The sequence below is a fragment of the Saccharopolyspora sp. 7B genome (assembly GCF_020177435.1).
Lineage (GTDB): Bacteria > Actinomycetota > Actinomycetes > Mycobacteriales > Pseudonocardiaceae > Saccharopolyspora_C > Saccharopolyspora_C gregorii.
In genome coordinates this window covers 3213-21986 of sequence record NZ_JAIUKC010000059.1, presented here as the reverse complement: position 1 = coordinate 21986, position 18774 = coordinate 3213, and the positions used below count along the sequence as shown (strand labels likewise).

17 protein-coding genes and 1 pseudogene (1 of these 18 cut by a window edge) are annotated in these 18774 nt (G+C 74.0%); 7 read left to right on the top strand and 11 right to left on the bottom strand.

What is annotated here, in order from left to right; all coding sequences use genetic code 11:
- Nucleotides 1-178: 178 nt before the first annotated feature.
- From LCD33_RS11550 to LCD33_RS11535, 4 genes are all read right to left on the bottom strand, one after another.
- Entirely contained in the window at nt 179-1687 is a 1509-nt protein-coding gene (locus LCD33_RS11550) for an aldehyde dehydrogenase (protein WP_224958588.1), read from the bottom strand.
- Nucleotides 1688-1731: 44 nt separating this feature from the next.
- Complete coding sequence (locus LCD33_RS11545) at nt 1732-2613, bottom strand: 3-oxoacyl-ACP reductase (RefSeq protein WP_224967738.1); 882 nt, start codon at nt 2611-2613, stop codon at nt 1732-1734.
- Nucleotides 2614-2750: 137 nt separating this feature from the next.
- The gene (locus LCD33_RS29370) at nt 2751-3827 is read right to left on the bottom strand and encodes a Zn-dependent alcohol dehydrogenase (RefSeq protein WP_224977819.1); all 1077 of its coding nucleotides are present in this window, start codon (nt 3825-3827) and stop codon (nt 2751-2753) included.
- A gap of 93 nt (nt 3828-3920) precedes the next feature.
- Nucleotides 3921-4130 carry a ferredoxin gene (locus tag LCD33_RS11535; RefSeq protein ID WP_224958584.1) on the bottom strand — a complete coding sequence of 70 codons (210 nt, stop codon included), beginning with the start codon at nt 4128-4130 and terminating at the stop codon, nt 3921-3923.
- A gap of 300 nt (nt 4131-4430) precedes the next feature.
- Here LCD33_RS11535 and LCD33_RS11530 point away from each other — a divergent pair, with 300 nt between their 5' ends.
- The 3 genes from LCD33_RS11530 (at nt 4431) to LCD33_RS11520 (ending at nt 8654) form a co-directional block, all read left to right on the top strand.
- Nucleotides 4431-5609 carry an acyl-CoA dehydrogenase family protein gene (locus LCD33_RS11530; protein WP_224958581.1) on the top strand — a complete coding sequence of 393 codons (1179 nt, stop codon included), beginning with the start codon at nt 4431-4433 and terminating at the stop codon, nt 5607-5609.
- Nucleotides 5610-5647: 38 nt separating this feature from the next.
- Nucleotides 5648-6766, top strand: coding sequence for an acyl-CoA dehydrogenase family protein (locus LCD33_RS11525; protein WP_224967722.1), 1119 nt, complete (start codon nt 5648-5650; stop codon nt 6764-6766).
- A gap of 259 nt (nt 6767-7025) precedes the next feature.
- A complete protein-coding gene (locus tag LCD33_RS11520) occupies nt 7026-8654 on the top strand; it encodes a long-chain-fatty-acid--CoA ligase (protein WP_224977818.1) in 1629 nt (542 codons plus the stop codon).
- Here LCD33_RS11520 and LCD33_RS11515 read toward each other — a convergent pair.
- From LCD33_RS11515 to LCD33_RS11495, 5 genes and pseudogenes are all read right to left on the bottom strand, one after another.
- Nucleotides 8629-8794: pseudogene (locus LCD33_RS11515) on the bottom strand (helix-turn-helix domain-containing protein). The gene LCD33_RS11520 and the pseudogene LCD33_RS11515 overlap by 26 nt on opposite strands.
- Before the next feature lie 62 nt (nt 8795-8856).
- Complete coding sequence (locus tag LCD33_RS11510) at nt 8857-9117, bottom strand: hypothetical protein (RefSeq protein ID WP_224977817.1); 261 nt, start codon at nt 9115-9117, stop codon at nt 8857-8859.
- Nucleotides 9118-9138: 21 nt separating this feature from the next.
- Nucleotides 9139-9288 (bottom strand): hypothetical protein, encoded by a 150-nt coding sequence (locus tag LCD33_RS11505; protein WP_224977816.1) that lies wholly within the window; start codon nt 9286-9288, stop codon nt 9139-9141.
- A 46-nt stretch (nt 9289-9334) separates the two neighbouring features.
- Nucleotides 9335-10438 carry a nitronate monooxygenase family protein gene (locus tag LCD33_RS11500; RefSeq protein WP_224977815.1) on the bottom strand — a complete coding sequence of 368 codons (1104 nt, stop codon included), beginning with the start codon at nt 10436-10438 and terminating at the stop codon, nt 9335-9337.
- Nucleotides 10438-12156, bottom strand: a complete 1719-nt coding sequence (locus LCD33_RS11495; RefSeq protein WP_224958575.1) for an acyl-CoA synthetase — start codon at nt 12154-12156, stop codon at nt 10438-10440. Before LCD33_RS11495 ends, LCD33_RS11500 begins: the two co-directional genes overlap by 1 nt.
- A gap of 96 nt (nt 12157-12252) precedes the next feature.
- Here LCD33_RS11495 and LCD33_RS11490 point away from each other — a divergent pair, with 96 nt between their 5' ends.
- Complete coding sequence (locus tag LCD33_RS11490) at nt 12253-13041, top strand: crotonase/enoyl-CoA hydratase family protein (protein ID WP_224958574.1); 789 nt, start codon at nt 12253-12255, stop codon at nt 13039-13041.
- 65 nt (nt 13042-13106) lie between these two features.
- Here LCD33_RS11490 and LCD33_RS11485 read toward each other — a convergent pair whose 3' ends face one another.
- Nucleotides 13107-14627, bottom strand: a complete 1521-nt coding sequence (locus tag LCD33_RS11485) for an acyl-CoA synthetase (protein WP_224977814.1) — start codon at nt 14625-14627, stop codon at nt 13107-13109.
- A gap of 52 nt (nt 14628-14679) precedes the next feature.
- The gene (locus tag LCD33_RS11480; RefSeq protein WP_224958573.1) at nt 14680-15744 is read right to left on the bottom strand and encodes an LLM class F420-dependent oxidoreductase; all 1065 of its coding nucleotides are present in this window, start codon (nt 15742-15744) and stop codon (nt 14680-14682) included.
- A 100-nt stretch (nt 15745-15844) separates the two neighbouring features.
- Between LCD33_RS11480 and LCD33_RS11475 the strand changes: the two genes are divergently transcribed.
- The 3 genes in view from LCD33_RS11475 to LCD33_RS11465 are tightly spaced (at most 25 nt apart) and all read left to right on the top strand, a layout consistent with a single transcriptional unit that may run on beyond the window.
- The gene (locus LCD33_RS11475) at nt 15845-16903 is read left to right on the top strand and encodes a Zn-ribbon domain-containing OB-fold protein (protein WP_224958572.1); all 1059 of its coding nucleotides are present in this window, start codon (nt 15845-15847) and stop codon (nt 16901-16903) included.
- Nucleotides 16904-16928: 25 nt separating this feature from the next.
- On the top strand, nt 16929-17984 hold the full coding sequence (locus tag LCD33_RS11470) for a thiolase domain-containing protein (RefSeq protein WP_224958571.1): 1056 nt from the start codon (nt 16929-16931) through the stop codon (nt 17982-17984).
- Nucleotides 17984-18774 carry the 5' portion of a thiolase domain-containing protein gene (locus LCD33_RS11465; RefSeq protein ID WP_224977813.1) on the top strand. Its footprint extends 205 nt past the window's final position, so 791 of the gene's 996 nt are visible here — the first part of the coding sequence; the start codon lies at nt 17984-17986; the stop codon falls past the right edge of the window. Before LCD33_RS11470 ends, LCD33_RS11465 begins: the two co-directional genes overlap by 1 nt.

Sequence of the window (18774 nt, the reverse complement as noted above, 5' to 3'; positions counted from 1 at the left end):
GGGGGGCGGCCCCGGGGGGCCCCCCCGGGGGGGGGGGCCCCCCCCCCCCCCCCCGGGGGGGGCGCGGCCCCCGCCCCCCCCCCGCGCGCGGGGGGCCCCGCGGCGCCGCGCCGCCGCCGCGCCTTGGCCACCCGCCGCCCCGGTGATGATCGCGACCTTGCCGCGCAACCCGGCCACCTCACATCAGCTCGTCGGTCAGCGGCAGCAGCACCGACTTCAGCTCGGTGTAGGCCTCGTAGGCGCTGCGGCCGCCTTCGCGGCCCAGCCCGGACTGCTTGTACCCGCCGAACGGCAGGTGCGGTTCGACCTGGAACCCGTTGATGCCGACCGTGCCGGCGCGCAGCTTCCGCGCGACGCGGAACGCCCGCGCGGCGTCGGCGGTGAACACGCCCGCGCCGAGCCCGTACTCGGTGTCGTTGGCCAGCCGCACCGCCTCGTCCTCGTCGGTGAACGGCACCACCGACAGCACCGGGCCGAACACCTCCTGGCGGGCGATCTCCATCCCGTTGTCCACGTCGGCGAAGATCGCGGGGGTGACGAAGTTCCCTGCGGCCAGCTCGCCGTCGGCGCGCACCCCGCCGGTGACCAGCCGGGCGCCGTCCCGTTCCGCCCGCCCCACCAGGTCCAGCACCCGTTCCAGCTGCCGCTCGTTGATCAGCGGGCTGGAGAGCACGCCCGGGTCGAACGGGTCGCCGTAGGTGACCGAGGCGGCGATCAGCTCGGCCGCGCCGAGGAATTCGTCGTAGACGTCGCGGTGCACCAGCGCCCTGGTGTGCGCGACGCACGCCTGCCCGGACAGCCCCAGGGTCACCATGCCCATCGCGGTCATGCCCGCCATCCCGGCGTCGGCGTCCGGGAACACCAGCGCGGGGCTCTTGCCGCCGAGTTCCAGCGAAACGCGCTTGAAGGTGGGCGCCGAGGCCTCCACGATGCGCCGCCCGACCTCGCGGCTGCCGGTGAAGCTGACCTTGTCGACCGCCGGGTGGGTGATGAGCGCTTCGCCGGTGGTCTCCCCGGTCCCGGTGACCACGTTGAGCGCCCCGCCGGGCAGCCCCGCCTCGACGAGCAGCTCCACCATCCGCAGCACCGAGAACGTCGCGTGCTCGGACGGTTTCAGCACCACGGTGCACCCGGCGGCCAGCGCGGGCGCGACCTTCTGCGCGAACAGCAGGAACGGCGCGTTCCACGGCAGGATCGCGGCGACCACGCCGATCGGTTCGCGCAGCGTCATCGCCAGGTGGTCGCCGCCCTGGTACGGCGGCAGCGTCTCGCCACCGGCCTTGTCGATCCACCCGGCGTGGTGGTCGAAGACGTCGGCGGCGACGTCAACGGAACCGGCGTAGACGGTGCCGAACGACAGCGGCACCCCGTTGTCCAGCGCCTGCAGCCCGCGCAGCTCCTCGGCGTGCTCCCGCAGCGATTCGGCGTAGCGGTGCAGCAACCGGGCGCGACGGCCGGCCGGCAGTCCCGGCCATTCCCCCTCGTCGAAGGCGCGGCGGGCGGCGCGGACCGCGTCGTCCACGTCCTCGGCACCGGCGACCGGGAACGTCCCGATCTCCTCCTGGGTGGCGGGATGGCGGTGGGTCCAGGTGCGACCGGAGCGGGCCTGGCGCCGCTCGCCGTCGACGAGCAGCGAGCCGTCCGGCAGCCCGATCCGCTCGCGGTGCTTCTGCACGGTCAGCGACATCCTGGTCACTCCTCCTGGTCGAGCGGTCGGGCGTGCTTCGGGGTCTAGCCCAGCGACAGCAGGTCGTCGCTGGTGAACATGCCGCCCGCGCGGTCGGCGAAGTGGCCGCCGACGGCCCGGTGCAGCTCCTCGGTGGTCCAGGTGGGTCCGGCGGCGTCGAAGCGGCGCTCGATCGTCGGCGGGGCCATCAGCGCCACCTTCCCGCCGTGCACCACGAACACCTGGCCGTTGACGGCGTCGGGGGCCGGGGCCGCCAGGTAGGCGACGAACGGCGCGACGTGCTCGGTGGACAGCGGGTCCACGCCGCCGTCCGGCGCCGGGCCGAAGACGTCCTCGGTCATGGCGGTGCGGGCGCGCGGGCAGATCGCGTTGGCGCGCACCCCGTAGCGGGCGGTGGCGCGGGCGGTGGAGACGGTGAGCGCGGCGATCCCGGCCTTCGCGGCCGCGTAGTTCGGCTGGCCGCCGGACCCGAGCAGGAACGCCTCGGAGGCGGTGTTCACGATCCGGGCGCCGACCTCGGCGCCGGTCTCCTTGCACAGTCGGCGCCAGTGCGCGGTGGCGGCCCGGGTGAGCAGGAAGTGCCCGCGCAGGTGCACCCGGACCACCTCGTCCCAGTCCTGGTCGGACATGCCGAACACCATCCGGTCGCGCAGCACGCCCGCGTTGTTCACCACCACGTGCAGGCCGCCGAAGTGCTCCAGCGCGGCGGCCAGCAGCCCGTCCGCGGTGTCCCGCTCGGCCACGTCGCCGCGCACCGCGACGGCCCGGCCGCCCGCTCCGGTGATCTCGGCGGCGACGTCGTCGGCGGCGGCGGACACGTCGTTGAGCACGAGGCTCGCCCCCGCTCCGGCGAGCGCGAGCGCCTCGGCCCGGCCGAGCCCGGCGCCCGCGCCGGTGACCACGGCGACCCGCCCGTCCAGCCGCAGCTCCGGACTCTGCTCCACAGTGGACTCCTCAGGTCGGTTGCTCCGGTGATCGGTGGCCGGGCCGCTCGGTGGCGAAGCCGGTCAGTGGCCCGGCAGATCAGTGGCTCAGCCGGTCGGTGGCCCGGTCGGTCGGCGGTCTAGTCGAAGGTGACGATCTGGCGCACCAGCGCGGCATCGCCGCCCTGCAGCGCGGCCAGCCCCTCGTTGATCTCGGACAGCGGCAGCCGCCTGCTGACCATGCCCTCCAGGTCGAGCAGCCCGGCGCGCCAGAACCGCAGCATCCGGTCGATGTCCCGGCGCGGGTCGGCCGAGCCGTAGAAGGACGGCAGGATCCTGCGCTCGTTGAGGAACAGCTCCTGCGCGGTGAACTCGACCTTCTGCTCCGCCCCGCCCGCGCCGACGATGACGGTGCTGCCGCCGCGGCGGGTGGCGTCGTAGGCGGCGCGGATGGTGCCCGCCAGCCCCACGACCTCGATGGCGCAGTCGAACCCGGCGCCGCCGGTGAGCTCCTGCTTGAGCTCGTCGAAGCCGTCGGGGGTGGCGGTGTGCGTCGCGCCGAACCGGCGAGCCCCGGCGTGCTTGCCGACCACCGGGTCCACCGCGACGATCGTGGTCGCCCCGGCCAGCCGCGCCCCCTGGACCACCGAGATCCCGACGCCGCCGCAGCCGATGACGGCGACGGTGGCGCCCGGTTCGATCCGGGCTGTGTTGAGCACCGCGCCCACGCCGGTCAGCACCCCGCAGCCCAGCAGCGCGGCCACCTCGAACGGCACGTCCGGCTCGACCTTGATCGCCCCGGCGCGGGGCAGCACGAGCTCCTCGGCGAAGGTGCCGCAGCCGGCGAACCCGAACACCGGCTGGGAGCCCACCTCGAAGCGCGGCGAGGTGAACGCGGCGACCGTGTGCACCGCGCACAGGTGCGGCTGGCCGTGCAGGCATTCCCGGCAGGTCCCGCAGGGCGGGACGAAGGTGATGGTGACGTGGTCGCCGGGCACCAGGTCGGTCACCTGGTCGCCGACGGCGAGCACTTCGCCCGCGCCTTCGTGGCCCATCACGCCGGGGGCGAGCGCGGGAAGCGTGCCGTTCATCGCGGACAGGTCGCTGTGGCAGATGCCGGCCGCGCGGATCCGCACGTGCACTTCACCTGGCCCGGGAGCCACCACGGCCGCGTCCGAGCGGACGTGGAGCCGGTCGTCGCCGATCTGATCGAGCACCGCTGCTTCCACGGTCCTGTCCCCTCGTCGCGTCCACGCCCGCCGGAGCGGACCGTTACCTGCGACACACGGTAGAACTTGTTACCGTTCTGCTCAAGACCCGAGTTCATCGGTTCCCTCAACGAAGTACAACGCTCCTTTGGGGCACAGCTGCACAGCTTTGGTAACACGTTCTACCCGCTCGGCGGGGACGGGGCGGTGGACGTGCAGCCGCTCGTCCTCGTCCAGCTCGAAGACCTCCGGAGCGAGCCCGGCGCAGACCCCGTTGGCCTCGCACAGCTCCGGTCGCACGCCGATCTCCATGACCACCTCCGCACTCGTGGACCCCTGTCCGCGCGACGGATCGGCATCGGCCTCCCGCGAGGCCAACGAGCCGCACCCGCCCCGGGACACCGTCCGGCCGCCGGATCACCCGAGCGGACCAGCGCGGTCAGTCCCGGCGAGGATCCGAACCTAGAACGCGTTCCACGCTATCCGATCGGGACCTCCGGAATCGATGGATGCCGACCGGTAGGAGGAAGGTCGACCCGCGAGCGCCCGCCGGTCTATGGTCACTGCAACACGTTGCACTCGAACCGTGCATCGCTCGCGCCAGGAGGCCCCATGCACATCGGCTTCACCCCCGAGCAGCAGCGGCTGCGGCAACGGCTGCGCGACTACTTCGCGGACCTGATGACCGACGAGCTGCGCGCCGAACTGACCGGCGACGGCGACTACGGCGACGGCGGGGCCTACGAGCGGGTCGTGCGCAGGCTCGGCGCCGACGGCTGGCTCGCCCTCGGCTGGCCCCGCGAACACGGCGGCCACGGCGGCACCATGCTGGAACAGCTCATCTTCACCGACGAGGCGGCCGTCGCCGGCGTCCCGGTACCGTTCCTGACGCTCAACAGCATCGCCCCGACGATCATGCGCTACGGCACCCCGGAGCAGCGCGCCCGGTACCTGCCGGGCATCGCTTCGGGCGAACTGCACTTCGCCATCGGCTACTCCGAACCCGAGGCGGGGACCGATCTCGCCTCGCTGCGCACCACCGCGGTGCGCGACGGCGACCACTACGTGATCAACGGGCAGAAGATGTGGACCAGCCTGGTGCAGTACGCCGACCACATCTGGCTGGCCTGCCGCACCGACCCGGACGCCCGCAAGCACGAGGGCCTCAGCGTGCTGGTCGTGCCGACCGACTCCCCCGGCTTCTCCTGGACCCCGGTACGCACCGTCGCCGGGCCCACCACCAGCGCCACCTACTACGAGGACGTGCGGGTGCCGGTGAGCGCGCTGGTCGGGACGGAGAACGGCGGCTGGCCGCTGATCACCAACCAGCTCAACCACGAGCGGGTCGCGCTCACCTCCGCGGCCCCGATCATCGCGGCGCTCGGGCAGGTGCGGGAGTGGGCGCGGCGCACCGAACTCGCCGACGGGCGCCGGGTGCTCGACCAGGAGTGGGTGCGCTCGCACCTGGCGCGGGTGCACGCGGGCGCCGAGGTGCTCAAGCTGATGAACTGGAAGATCGCCTGGACCGCCGAGCAACGACCGGCGCCCGCCGCGGCGTCGGCGACGAAGGTCTACGGCACCGAGCTGGCCATCGAGGCCTACCGGCTGCTGATGGAGGTGCTCGGCCCCGCCGCTCACGTGCGCGGCGGCGCACCGGGTGCGGCGCTGCGCGGCCGGATCGAGCGGATGCACCGGGCCGCGCTGATCCTCACCTTCGGCGGCGGCACCAACGAGGTGCAGCGCGACATCGTGTCCACCGCGGGCCTCGGCCTGCCGCGCGCCCGCCGGTGACGCGCGCCGGAACCCACCACTCGCAGAGGAGCACCGCGATGGACTTCACCCCCACCGAGCAGCAGCAGGACCTCACCGAGCTGACCCGCCGAATCACGACCGACCGGGTCACCAGCGAGCGGTTGCGCGAAGTGGAATCCGGGCCGGAGCGCTTCGACCGCGCGCTGTGGGCGGAACTGGCGAAGGCGGGCGTGCTCGGCGCCGGGCTGCCCGATTCCCTCGGCGGCGGGGGCTGCGGGCCGCTGGAGCAGTGCGCGGTGCTGGTGGAACTGGGCCGCGCCGTCGCTCCGGTGCCGTACCTGGCGTCGCTGGTCGCCGGGGCGGGTGCGCTCGCCCGGTTCGGCGACGAGCAGCAGTGCGAGCGCTGGGCGCGGCCCGCGGGCGGCGGCGAGCTCGTGCTCACCGCCGCGTTCGCCGAAGGCGCCGAACCCGTTCCGGACCCGCCCGCGACCCGCGCCGAACGGGCGGACGAGCGGTGGGTGCTGCACGGCGCGAAGGTCGCGGTGCCCGCCGGGACGGTCGCCGACGCGTTCCTCGTCCCCGCCACGACCCCGGACGGCACCCGGGTGTTCGTGGTCGCCGCCGCCGACCCGGGCGTCTCGGTGCGGGCGCAGCAGGTCGTGGACGGGGACGCGGAAGCGGTGCTGGAGCTGGCGGCGGTCGCGCTCGACGCGGACCGGCTGCTCGGCGGCGCCGAGGTCGCGCGGTGGCTCGCCGACCGGTACGCGCTCGGGGCGTGCGCCGAACAGCTCGGCGTGCTGGAGCGGGCGCTGGAGTTCACCGCCGCGCACGCCCGCGAACGCGTCCAGTTCGACCGTCCGATCGGCACCTTCCAGGCGGTCTCGCAGCGGCTCGCCGACGCCTACGTCGACGTGGAGGCCGTCCGGCTCACGCTGTGGCAGGCCGCGTGCCGCGCCGCGCAGGACCTGCCGTGCTCCGCCGAGGTGGCCGTCGCGAAGTTCTGGGCCGCCGAAGCCGGGCACCGCGTGGCGCACACCGCGGTCCACGTGCACGGCGGCACGGGCATCGACCTGGACCACGACCTGCACCGCTACTTCACCGCCGCCAAGCGCCGCGAGTTCGTCCTCGGCGGCGCCACCGCACAGCTGCACCGCATCGGCGAGGCGCTGGCCACCGACGAAATCTCCTTGGACTGACTGGCTTGTCTTCCACTCGTGTTGCGTAGCGCCCACTGGGCCTTGTCGTTTTCTTGTCAGCGGCGAAGCCGCTGAGCAGCGACCACCAGAGCAACAAGACCACCCGCGGGTTCTCAGCGGCTTCCTCGCGAGGACAGCGATTTCGCCGTGTGTTGGACATACATCAGAAATCGATCCCGCAGCGAGGAAGCCGCTGAGGTTCCGCCACCCCAGTGCTACGCAACACCAGTGGGAAATCGAAGCGACGGGAGGAGCGGGCATGGTTGAGCGGACTCCGACGGTGACCGAACTGCTGCTGGCCCGCGCGGACGACGCGCGGCCCGGACTGCGCTTCGAGGACCGGGAGTGGAGCTGGGCCGAGCACGTGCGGCGCAGCGCCGAACTCGCGGCCCTGCTGCGCGCGCGGCACCCCACCGACGGGCCGCCGCACGTCGGGGTGCTGCTGGACAACGTGCCGGAGTTCTCCTTCCTGCTGGGCGCGGCCGCGCTGTCCGGCACCGTGCTGGCCGGGCTCAACCCGGGCCGCCGGGGCGCGGCGCTGGCTCGGGACGTGCGGCTCGCGGACTGCGCTCTGGTGATCACCGAGCCGCGGCACGCCCCGCTGCTGGACAGTGCCGAGCTCGACGCCGAGGTGCTGGTGCTCGGCTCCCCGGAGTGGGAGCGGGCGCTGGCCGCGCACCGCGGCGCCCCGCTCGACCCGGTGCCCGCCACCCCGGACGACCTGTTCGCGCTGCTGTTCACCTCCGGCACCGGCGGCGAGCCGAAGGCGGTGCGCTGCACGCACGGCAAGGTCGCGTTCCCGGGCCGGATGCTCGCCGACCGGTTCCGGCTGGGCGGGCGGGACGGCACGTACGTTTCGATGCCGCTGTTCCACTCGAACGCACTGTTCGCCGGGTGGGCGGTGGGCCTGGCGGCGGGCGCGGCGATCTCGTTGCGGCGCCGGTTCTCCGCGTCGGAGTTCCTGTCCGACGTGCGCCGGTTCGGCGCCACCTACGCGAACTACGTCGGCACGCCCCTGTCGTACGTGCTGGCCACGCCGCCGCGGCCGAACGACGCGGACAACCCGCTGCGGATCGCCTACGGCAACGAGGGCGCCGAGCGGGACCTGGCGCGGTTCGCGGAGCGCTTCGGCTGCCGGGTGGTGGACGGGTTCGGCTCCACCGAAGGCGGCATCGCCATCGCCCGCACCCCGGACGCGCCACCCGGTTCGCTCGGCAGACCCGGCCCGGGGGTGGCGGTGCTGCACCCGGACACCGGGCGGCGGTGCGCGGTGGCGGTCTTCGACCGGGACGGACGGCTCGCCAACCCGGACGAGGCGGTCGGCGAATTGGTCAACACCGCGGGCGCCGGCTGGTTCGCCGGCTACTACGGCGCGCCGGAGGACGACGCGCGGCGGATGGGCGGCGGCATGTACCGGTCCGGCGACCTCGGCTACGTCGACGCGGACGGGTTCTGCTACTTCGCGGGCCGTTCCGCGGAATGGCTGCGGGTGGGCGGGGAGAACCTGGGTGCCGCGCCGATCGAGCGGGTGCTGCTGCGGCATCCGGCGATCGCGCACGCCGCGGTGTACGCGGTGCCGGACCCGGCGGTCGGCGACCAGGTAATGGCGGCGCTGGTGCTCGCCGACGAGCTCGACGACCTCGGTGATTTCCTGGCCGCGCAACCGGATCTGGGTCCGAAGCAGCTGCCGCGGTTCGTCCGCATCGCCGCGGAGCTGCCGCGCACCGGCACGCACAAGGTGCTCAAGCGCGAACTCGCCGCCCAACGCTGGAACTGCCCGGACCCGGTGTGGTGGCGTCCCGGGCCGGACCCGGTCTACGAGGTCCTGCCCCCGGAGCGGGCGGCCGAGCTGGACCGCCGCGCTACGCGTCCGGTTCCTCGAAGCTGAGCAGATCCCCGGGCTGGCAGTCGAGCGCCGCAGATCTTGGCCAGCGTGGAGAACCGGATCGCCCTGGCCCGCTGGTTCTTCAGGATCGACAGGTTCGCGAGGGTGATGCCGATCCGGTCGCCGAGCTCGGTCAGGGTCATGTCCCGCTCGGCCAGCAGCCGGTCCAGGTGCACGCGGACGCCGTGCGGCTCGTCGTCGGCGGTCACACCGTCCCCGCCAGGTCCTCGCGCATCCGGACGGCTTCCCGCATGATCCGGGCGAGGATCAGGGCGGCGAGCCCGGCCAGCACCGCGAACCACGGGAACGGGTTGCCGCTCATCGCCTGCCACGGCTGGCCGCCACCGAACACGTCGGGCGGGGTGGCCGCCGGGACCGTGCTCGCGACCAGGGCCTGCCGCGACCACCCGGTCACCGCGGCGGCGACCGGGCCGCCGAGCACCAGGAACCAGCCGAGCGCGGCCATCCTGGGGGTGCGGCTGCCGGGCTACCTTTTCGCGGCGGTGGCGCTGCTGCTGCGCACCGCGGTGCGCCACGGCGCGTTCACCGACCCGGTACCGCGCCGGTCCCACATCCGCTGCACCGCGTCGGGGTCCTGCAGGCAGAACCGGACGAGGGCGCTGCCGCCGACGCGCACCCCGGCGGCCGCGGCGGGGGGATCGGCCCGCCCCGGACGACGGGCGTCAGCGCAGGCGGCCCAGGCGGGCGAGGGTGTCGTCGGCCTCGTGGAGCAGCTCGCCCATCAGCTCGTCGACGCCGCGCACCGCGTTCATCCGGCCCACGACCTGCCCCACCGGCATCGAGACCACCTCCGGGTCCTCGGCCGCGCTGATCCGCTGGTGCGCCTCGCTGACCAGGATGTTCTGCAGCGGCATCGGCAGCGGCTCGGGCGCGTCCGGTTCGCTCCACGCCTCGGTCCAGCGGGTCTTGAGCAGCCGCGCCGGTTTGCCGGTGTAGATGCGGGTGCGCACCGTGTCCGCGGAACCCGCGGCGACCAGCGCGCGCTGCATCGCCGAGCCGCCGGTGGTCTGCGCGTACTCGCGGGTCGCCAGCCAGTACGAACCCATCCACGCCCCGCTCGCGCCCAGGGCCAGCGCGGCCGCGATCTGGCACCCGGAGCCGATGCCGCCCGCGGCGAGCACCGGGGCCCGGTCGCCGACGGCGTCGACGACCTCCGGCACCAGCACCATGGTGGCGATCTCGCCGGTGTGCCCGCCCGCCTCGTGGCCCTGCGCCACGACCAGGTCCACGCCCTGTTCGACGTGCCTGCGGGCGTGCTCGGCCTTGCCGGCGAGCGCCGCGACCTGCACGCCGCGCTCGTGGGCGCGGCCGATCACGTCCGGCGGCGGGGAACCGAGCGCGTTGGCGATGAGCGCGACCGGGTGCCGCAGCGCCACGTCCACGTGCGAGCGGGCCACCGAGTGCAGCCAGCCGAGCACCGCGTCCCCGGCCCCCTGCCCGGCGGGCAGCTCCGGCACGCCGAGCCGGTCGAGGGTGCGGCGCACGAAATCCCGGTGCTGCTGCGGCACCATCGCCGCCAGGTCCACATCGGACCCTTCGGTGGGCACGGTGGAGGGCATCACGACGTCCACGCCGTACGGGCGGTCGCCGGTGTTGCGGTCCATCCAGTCCAGGACCGCGTCGAGCTCGGCGGCGTCGTTGAACCGCACGCAGCCGAGCACCCCCAGCCCGCCCGCGCGGCTGACGGCGGCGGCGACGTGCTCGGACGGGGTGAAGGCGACGATCGGGTGCTCGATGCCGAGCCGGTCGCAGAGGTCGGTGCGCATCAGGGGGTCCTTTCGGCCGCGTCCCGCGCGGCGGAGCCGGGGTCGTCGGCGGGTGGGTCGGACTTCTCGGCGGCGGTGCGCTGCGGGCCGGATTCGGCTGCTGCGGCGGGAGTTCTGCCGGAGCGGGCGCAGCTCGGCCGGAACCGCTCGGCGAGCCCGCGGGCCCACCGGTAGTCCGGCTTGCCGCTGGGCGAGCGGCGCACCTCCCCCGCCAGCCACAGCTTGCGCGGCACCTTGTACCCGGCGATGTGCTCGCGCGCGTGCCGGTCCAGGTCGTCCCAGACGGGCGCGGCCCCGTCGCGGGTCTGCACGACGGCGGCCACGCACTGCCCGAGCCGCTCGTCGGGGACGCCGAACACGAGCGCGTCGAACACGGCGGGGTGCGCCTTGAGCACGCCCTCGACCTCTTCGGGGTAGACCTTCTCGCCGCCGGTGTTCACCGACATCGAGCCGCGGCCGAGCATGGTGACGGTGCCGTCGGCTTCGTAGCGGGCGTAGTCGCCGGGCACCACGTAGCGGGTGCCGTCGATCTCCACGAACACCGCGCCGGTCTTGTCCGGGTCCTTGTAGTAGCCCAGCGGCACGTGCCCGGAGCGGGCGAGCAGCCCGACCTCGGTCGAGTCCGGCGGCAGCAGCGTCCCGTCCCGGCCGATGATCGCGGTGGCCGCGTCGGCGTTCACCCGGGGCCCGCCGGTGGTCGAGGTGTCCGCGCTGAGCACGCCGATGCCGCTGAACCCGGTTTCGGAGCTGCCGATGGAGTCGGTGAGCAGCACGCCGGGCAGCGCGTCGAGGTACTGGCGCTGCACCGACGGGGAGAACAGCGCGGCGCTGCTGGAGATCGCGACCAGCGAGGACACGTCGTGCTCGCCCTCGTGCAGCGCTTCGATCAGCGGCCGGGCCATCGCGTCGCCGGTGATGGCCAGGACGTGCACGCCGTGGCGTTCGACGGCGCGCCAGATCTCGTGCGGGTCGAACTCGGGGACGATCACGACGGGGCTGCAGGCGAACAGGTTCCCGAAGGCGGCCCACTGCGCGGCACCGTGGATGAACGGGGCGGCCGGCAAGCGCACCAGCCCGCCGTTCGCGGCGCCATCGCGGGCCTGCTGCCACTCGTCGGCCATCGGTTCGCCGGTCATGAAGTCGATGCCGCCGCCGAGGGTGCGCCAGACGTCTTCGTGGCGCCACATCACGCCCTTCGGGTCGCCGGTGGTGCCGCCGGTGTAGAGCAGGAACAGGTCGTCGTCGGAGCGGGCCGGGAAGTCGCGCTCGTCGGAGCCCTCGGCGAGGGCGGTCTCGTAGGGGGTCGCGTCGCAGTCCAGGTCGCTGCCGTCTTCCAGGACGAGCACGTGCCGCAGCCCGGGCGGCAGCGCCTGCGCCACCCGGTCGGCGTAGCGGCGTTCGTGCACCAGTGCGACGAGGTCGGCGTCCTCGTAGAGGTAGCGCAGTTCTCCCGCCACGTAGCGGTAGTTGACGTTGACCGCGACCGCGCGCAGCTTGTACGCGGCCAGCATGGCTTCGAGGGCTTCGATGCGGTTGCGGGTGTGCACCCCGATGTGCGAGCCCCGGCCCAGCCCGCGGTCGGCCCAGTGGTGGGCGAGCCGGTTCGATCGGCGTTCCAGTTCGGCGAAGGTGGCCCGGCGCTCGCCGCAGATCACGGCGACGCGCTCGGGTGTCAGGTCGACGGCGTGCTCGAAGAGATCCGCGATGTTGTGTGCCACCCGATCGAAATTAGAACATGTTATCGTTCGAGGCAACGGGCCGATCGGTTCACGTTTCCCTGCAAGGCTTTCCCGCTCGCACCCCGGGAGGAACGCATGTCCGGAACATCCCCGCACTGCCTGGTGGACCGGCGCGGTCCGGTGCTGGTCGTGACGCTCAACCGGCCCGAAGCCCGCAACGCGCTGTCCGCCGAGATGATGGCGATCATGCAGCGCGCCTGGGACGAGGTGGACGCCGATCCCGACATCCGCGCCTGCGTGCTCACCGGCGCGGGCGGCGCGTTCTGCGCCGGCGCGGACCTCAAGGCCATGACCAGCAGCCACCCCGGCGACACCACGGCGGGGCGGGACCTGTCGGTGATCGAACCGCTGCTGAAGGGCCGCAGGCTCACCAAACCGCTCATCGCCGCCGTCGAAGGCCCGGCCGTCGCGGGCGGCACCGAGATCCTGCAGGCCACCGACATCCGGATCGCGGGCCGCAGCGCGCGGTTCGGCGTCTCGGAGTGCCGGTGGGGCCTGTTCCCCCTCGGCGGTTCCGCGGTGCGGCTGCCGCGGCAGATCCCCTACGCGCGGGCCGCCGAGATCCTGCTGACCGGCAGGCACCTCAGCGCCGAGGAGGCCGCGGACGTCGGGCTCATCGGCCGGGTGGTGCCGGACGGCGAGGCGCTGCCGACCGCGCTGGAACTCGCCGAGCTCGTGGCCGCGAACGGGCCGCTGGCGGTGCGCGCGATCCTGCGCACCATGCGCGAGACCGAAGGCATGCCGGAACAGGAGGCCTTCCAGGTCGACACCCGGCTGGGCCTGGAGGTCTTCCGCAGCGCCGACGCGAAGGAGGGCCCCCGCGCCTTCGCGGAGAAGCGCACGCCCCGCTTCCGCGGCGAATGACCGCCGGGTGAACGGCCCGTCCGATCGGGCGGAGCCGTTCACCTGAACCGTCCGGGCGAGTGCGGTCAGGACTTGAGCTTGCGTTTGTAGAGCTTGCCGTTGGGGTCGCGCGGGAGTTCGTCGGTGTAGTCGACGATGCGCGGCAACTTGAACCCGGCGATGCGGTCCGCGGCGAACTCCAGCAGTTCCGCGGTGAGCGCCTCCTCCCCCGCGACACCGGGCGCGGGCTGCACGACGGCCTTGACCTGCTCGCCCCAGTCCTCGTGCGGCACGCCGAACACGGCGACGTCGGCGACCTTCGGGTGCACCGAAAGCGCGTTCTCGATCTCCGCCGGGTAGATGTTCACCCCGCCCGAGATGATCAGGTCGCTCTTGCGGTCCCGCAGGTACAGGTACCCGTCCTCGTCGAGGTACCCGACGTCGCCGAGGGTGAACAGGTCGCCGACGCGTCCCTCGCGGGTCTTCTCCGGGGCCTGGTGGTACTCGAAGCTGGAGGTGCCCATCCGCATGTACACGGTCCCGACCTCCCCCGGCGGCAGCTCCGCCCCGTCGTCGTCGAGCACCCGCACCACCGACCCGGGCCAGGCCCGGCCGACCGAACCGGGTTTGCGCAGCCACTCGGCGGCGGGGATCACGGTGCCGCCGCCCTCGGTGGCCGCGTAGTACTCGACGACCACCGGCCCCCACCAGTCGAGCATCCGCTGCTTCACCTCGATCGGGCAAGGCGCGGCTCCGTGGATGGCGACGCGCATCGAGGAGACGTCGTAGCGCTCCCGCACCTGCTCGGGCAGCGCCAGCAGCCGGTGGAACTGGGTCGGCACCACGTGCGTGTGCGTCACCCGGTGCCGCTCGACTAGCGCGAGCATCCGCTCCGGGTCCCACCGGTCCACCAGCACCACCGGATGGCCCAGCTGCAGCGAAATGCTCGCGAAGTTGAGCACCGCGGTGTGGTACAGCGGCGAGCCGCACAGGTGCACGTGCCCGTCGAACGGTTCCAGCCCGAAGATGCCGAAGAACCACTGCGAGTACACCGGGACTTGGTCGGGATCGGCGCCGGTCAGCGCCCGGCGGACGCCCTTGGGCCTGCCGGTGGTGCCGGAGGTGTAGAGCATCGGCGAGCCCGCGGTGCGCACGTCCGGGCCGGTCGCGGGGGCGCCCGCGCCGAGCTCGGCCAGCGGCCGGAACCCCGGGACCTCGCCGACGGCGAACCGGCGGTGCTCGTCCAGCTCGGCGCGGTCGGCGGCATCGGTGGCGGCCGCGGCGAAGCGCTCGTGCGCGAGGAACGCCTTCGCCCCGCTGTCGCCGAGGATGTAGGCGATCTCGGCGCCGACGAGGTGCCAGTTCACCGTGACCACGTACAGCCCGGTCTGCAGCGCGGCGAAGTAGGCGGCGAGCAGCTCGGGTCCGTTCGGCAGCAGCAGCACCACGCTGTCGCCGGGTTCGAGCCCCATCGCCTGCCAGCCGCGGCCGAGCCGGTCGGCCTCGGCGGCGAGTTCGCCGTAGCCGATCTCCCGCTCCTCCGGGGTGATCAGCGCGGTGCGGCCGGGATGTTCGGCGGCGATGTTCCAGAGTCCGATGTCGGTCACGGCGCACTCCTGTTCCCGGGGGCCGGCGGTTCCCACCAAGCTAGAACGCGTTTCACTTCGACGGCAAGGGCTCGTCGTCCGCGCCGAGCACCGCGTCCGCCACCGCGTGCAGCTGCGCGACGTCCCGGCAGCCCACCAGCAGCACGTCCACCCCGGCCCGCCGCCAGGCGCGGACCCCGGCGCGGACCTGCTCGCGGTCGCCGATGATGGCGACGTCGTCCACCAGCTCGTCCGGCACCGCGGCGACGGCCTCGGCGCGGCGCCCGGCCTGGAAGTGCGCGGTGATCTCCTCGACCGCGGCGGTGTAGCCCATCCGCCGGAACAGGTCGGCGTGGAAGTTCATCCGGGTCGCGCCCATGCCGCCGATGTAGAGTGCCAGCGACGGCTTGACCTGCTCCTTCGCCGCGGCCGGATCGTCGGTGACCACGACCTGGCACGTGGCGGCGACCTCGAACCCGGCGCGGTCCCGCCGCGCACCGGGCCGGGCGAAGCCGTCGGCGAGCCACTGCTGGTAGAGCGGGGCGGCGCGCAGCGAGAAGTACACCGCGATCCAGCCGTCGGCGATCTCCGCGGTCTGCGCCACGTTGCGCGGCCCCTCGGCGCCGAGCCAGATCGGCAGGTCCGCGCGCAGCGGATGGGTGATCGGCCGCAGCGACTTGCCGAGCCCGAGCGCGCCCGGACCGGTGGCCGGCAGCGGGTAGTGCGGGCCGTCGTTGCGCACCGGCGCCTCGCGGGCCAGCACCTGGCGCACCACGTCGACGTATTCCCTGGTGCGCGCCAAGGGTTTCCCGAACGGGGCGCCGTACCAGCCCTCCACGACCTGCGGCCCGGAGACGCCGAGCCCGAGCACGTGGCGCCCGCCGGAGAGGTGGTCGAGGGTGAGCGCGTGCATCGCGCAGGCCGCCGGGGACCGCGCGGACAGCTGCGCCACCGAGGTGCCCAGCCGCACCCGGCTGGTGGCGCTGCCCCACCAGGCCAGCGGGGTGAACGCGTCGGAACCCCAGGACTCGGCGGCGAAGACCCCGTCGAAACCGGCGGATTCGGCGGCGGCGACCAGTGCCGGGGCGTCCGCCGGGGGCGCCGCTCCCCAATATCCGAGTTGCAGTCCGAGCCGCACGGCGGGCCTCCTCGCGTCGGGGTGCGGCCGGGTGGCCGCGGCTGCCCCCATCGTGCGCCGAACGTTGCCGCCTTGGCGAGAACATGTTTCACTTCATCGCGTGACCGAGATCGCGGAACCGCTCAGCGCCCCGCTCGAAGTCGGCTTCGACTACACCCGTTCGCCGGGCCCCGTGCTCGGCCGCTTCGCCGCCGGGTTGCGGCAGCGGCGGATCACCGGGGTGCGCGGCTCGGACGGCCGGGTGCACGTGCCCGCCGTCGAGCACGACCCGGTCACCGCCGCCCCGCTCGACGAGCTCGTCGAGGTCGGCGACACCGGGACGGTGCGCAGCTGGTCGTGGATCCCGGAACCGCTCGAAGGCCAGCCGCTGCCGCACGCGTTCGCCTGGGCGTTGGTGCGGCTGGACGGGGCGGACACCGCGCTGCTGCACGCGGTGGACGGCGGGTCGCCGGACCGGATGCGCACCGGGATGCGGGTGCGGGCGCGGTGGGCGGCGGAACGGGTCGGCGGCATCCGGGACATCGCCTGCTTCGACCCGGTTCCCGACGGTCCCGATTCCCTCGGCGACACCGATTCGCCCGGCGGTTCCGGTTCTCCCGGCGACACCGATTCACCCGGTGATGCCGGTGCGCCCGGCAACACCACCTCCTCCGCGCCGCGGGACGACTCCGGCCTCGAACCCGTGCAGCTGCTGACCACCCCGATCCACCTGCACTACCGGCATTCCGCCTCCCCGGAGGAGAGCCGCTACCTGCGCGGCCTCGCCGAGGGCCGGTTGCTGGGCCAGCGGTGCCCGGCCTGCCGCAAGGTCTACATCCCGCCGCGCGGCGCCTGCCCCACCGACGGCGTGCCCACCGAGCAGGAGGTGGAGCTCCCGGACACCGGAATCGTCACGACGTTCTGCATCGTCAACGTCCCGTTCCTGGGCCAGCGCATCACCCCGCCCTACGTCGCGGCCTACGTGCTGCTCGACGGTGCGGACATCGCGTTCCTGCACCTGGTGCTGGGGTGCGCGGCCGAGGAGGTCCGGATGGGCATGCGGGTGCGGGCGGAGTGGAAGCCGCGCGCCGAGTGGGACACGACGTTGCGCAACATCGACCACTTCCGCCCGTCCGGTGAACCGGACGCGCCGTACGAGTCCTACGCCCACCACCTGTGACCGCCCGCCGGCGTTGGGAGCGCGCATGACCGACAGCGATGTGGCCGTCGTGGGTTTCGCCCAGGCGCCGAACGTCCGCGCCACCAGCGGCACCACGAACGGCGTGGAGATGCTGGTGCCGGTGTTCGAGGAACTGCTCTCCGGCGCCGGGATGCGCACGGAGGACGTGGGTTTCTGGTGCTCGGGTTCCTCGGACTACCTGGCGGGCCGGGCGTTCTCGTTCATCGCGGCGATCGACGCGATCGGCGCGTTCCCGCCGATCAACGAGTCGCACGTGGAGATGGACGCGGCGTGGGCGCTGTACGAGGCGTGGGTGAAGATCCGCGCCGGCGAGGTGGACACGGCGCTGGTGTACGGCTTCGGCAAGTCCTCGGCGGGTGAGCTGCGGCGGGTGCTGGCGATGCAGCTGGACCCGTACTTCGCCGCGCCGCTGTGGCCGGACTCGGTGGGCGTCGCGGGGTTGCAGGCGCGGCTCGGCCTGGAGTCCGGGGCGTTCGCCGAGCAGGACATGGCGGAGGTCGCGGCCCGCTCGCGCGCCGACGCCGAGCACAACCCGCACGCGCAGCTGTCCGGCCGGGTGCTGGTCGCGGAGCTGCTGGCGCGGCCGTACCTGGCGGATCCGCTGCGCGCGCACGACTGCGCGCCGATCACCGACGGAGCCTCGGCGGTGCTGCTGGCGAGCGCGGGGCGGGCCCGGGAACTGCGGGACCGCCCGGCGTGGATCACCGGGGTGGAACACCGCATCGAGTCGGCCGAGCTGGGCGGCCGGGACCTCACCGCTTCACCGTCCACCGCGGACGCGGGGCGGGCGGCGGGCGCCGACGGCGTCGAGCTCGCCGAGCTGCACGCGCCGTTCACCCACCAGGAGCTGCTGCTGCGCGACGCCCTCGGCCTCGGCGGGTCGGTGCGGATCAACCCCTCGGGCGGGGCGTTGTGCGGCAATCCGATGTTCGCCGCCGGGCTCACCCGGATCGGCGAGGCGGCGCGGCGCGTGTGGTCGGGCGAGGCGGGAAAGGTCCTCGCGCACGCCACCAGCGGACCCGCGTTGCAGCAGAACCTCGTGTGCGTGATGGAGGGCTGATGGGCAAGCAGATCGCCGCGGTGCTCGGAACCGGCCAGACCCGGCACGCCAGCCGCCGCACCGACGTGTCGATGGCCGGGTTGTGCCGGGAGGCGGTGGACCGGGCGATGGCCGACGCCGAGGTCGGCTGGGACGAGGTGGACGCGGTCGTCGTCGGCAAGGCCCCCGACCTGTTCGAGGGTGTGATGATGCCGGAGCTGGTGCTCGCCGATGCGTTGGGCGCCACCGGGAAACCGCTGCTGCGGGTGCACACCGCCGGTTCCGTGGGCGGCTCGACCGCGAACGTGGCGGCGAGCCTGGTGCAGGCCGGGGTGCACCGCCGCGTGCTGGCGGTGGCGTTCGAGAAGCAGTCCGAGTCGAACGCCATGTGGGCGCTGTCGATCATGCCGCCGTTCTCGATGCCGGTGGGCGCGGGCGCGGGCGGCTACTTCGCCCCGCACGTGCGCTCCTACATCCGCCGTTCCGGCGCCCCGCCGCACATCGGGGCGATGGTGGCGGTCAAGGACCGGCGCAACGGCAGCCGCAACCCGTGGGCGCACGTGCGGCAGGCGGACCTGACGGTGGAATCGGTGCTGGCCTCGCAGATGCTGTGGGATCCGATCCGCTACGACGAGACCTGCCCGTCCTCGGACGGGGCGTGCGCGATGGTGCTCGGCGACGAGCACGCCGCCGCGGGCCCCCCCCCCCCCCCGGCCGGGGGGCCCCCCCCCCCCCGCCGCCCCCCCCCCCCCCCCCGCCCGCCGCGCCCCCCCCCGCCCCCCCCACGGCGGCGCGGCGCGGCCGGGGCGCG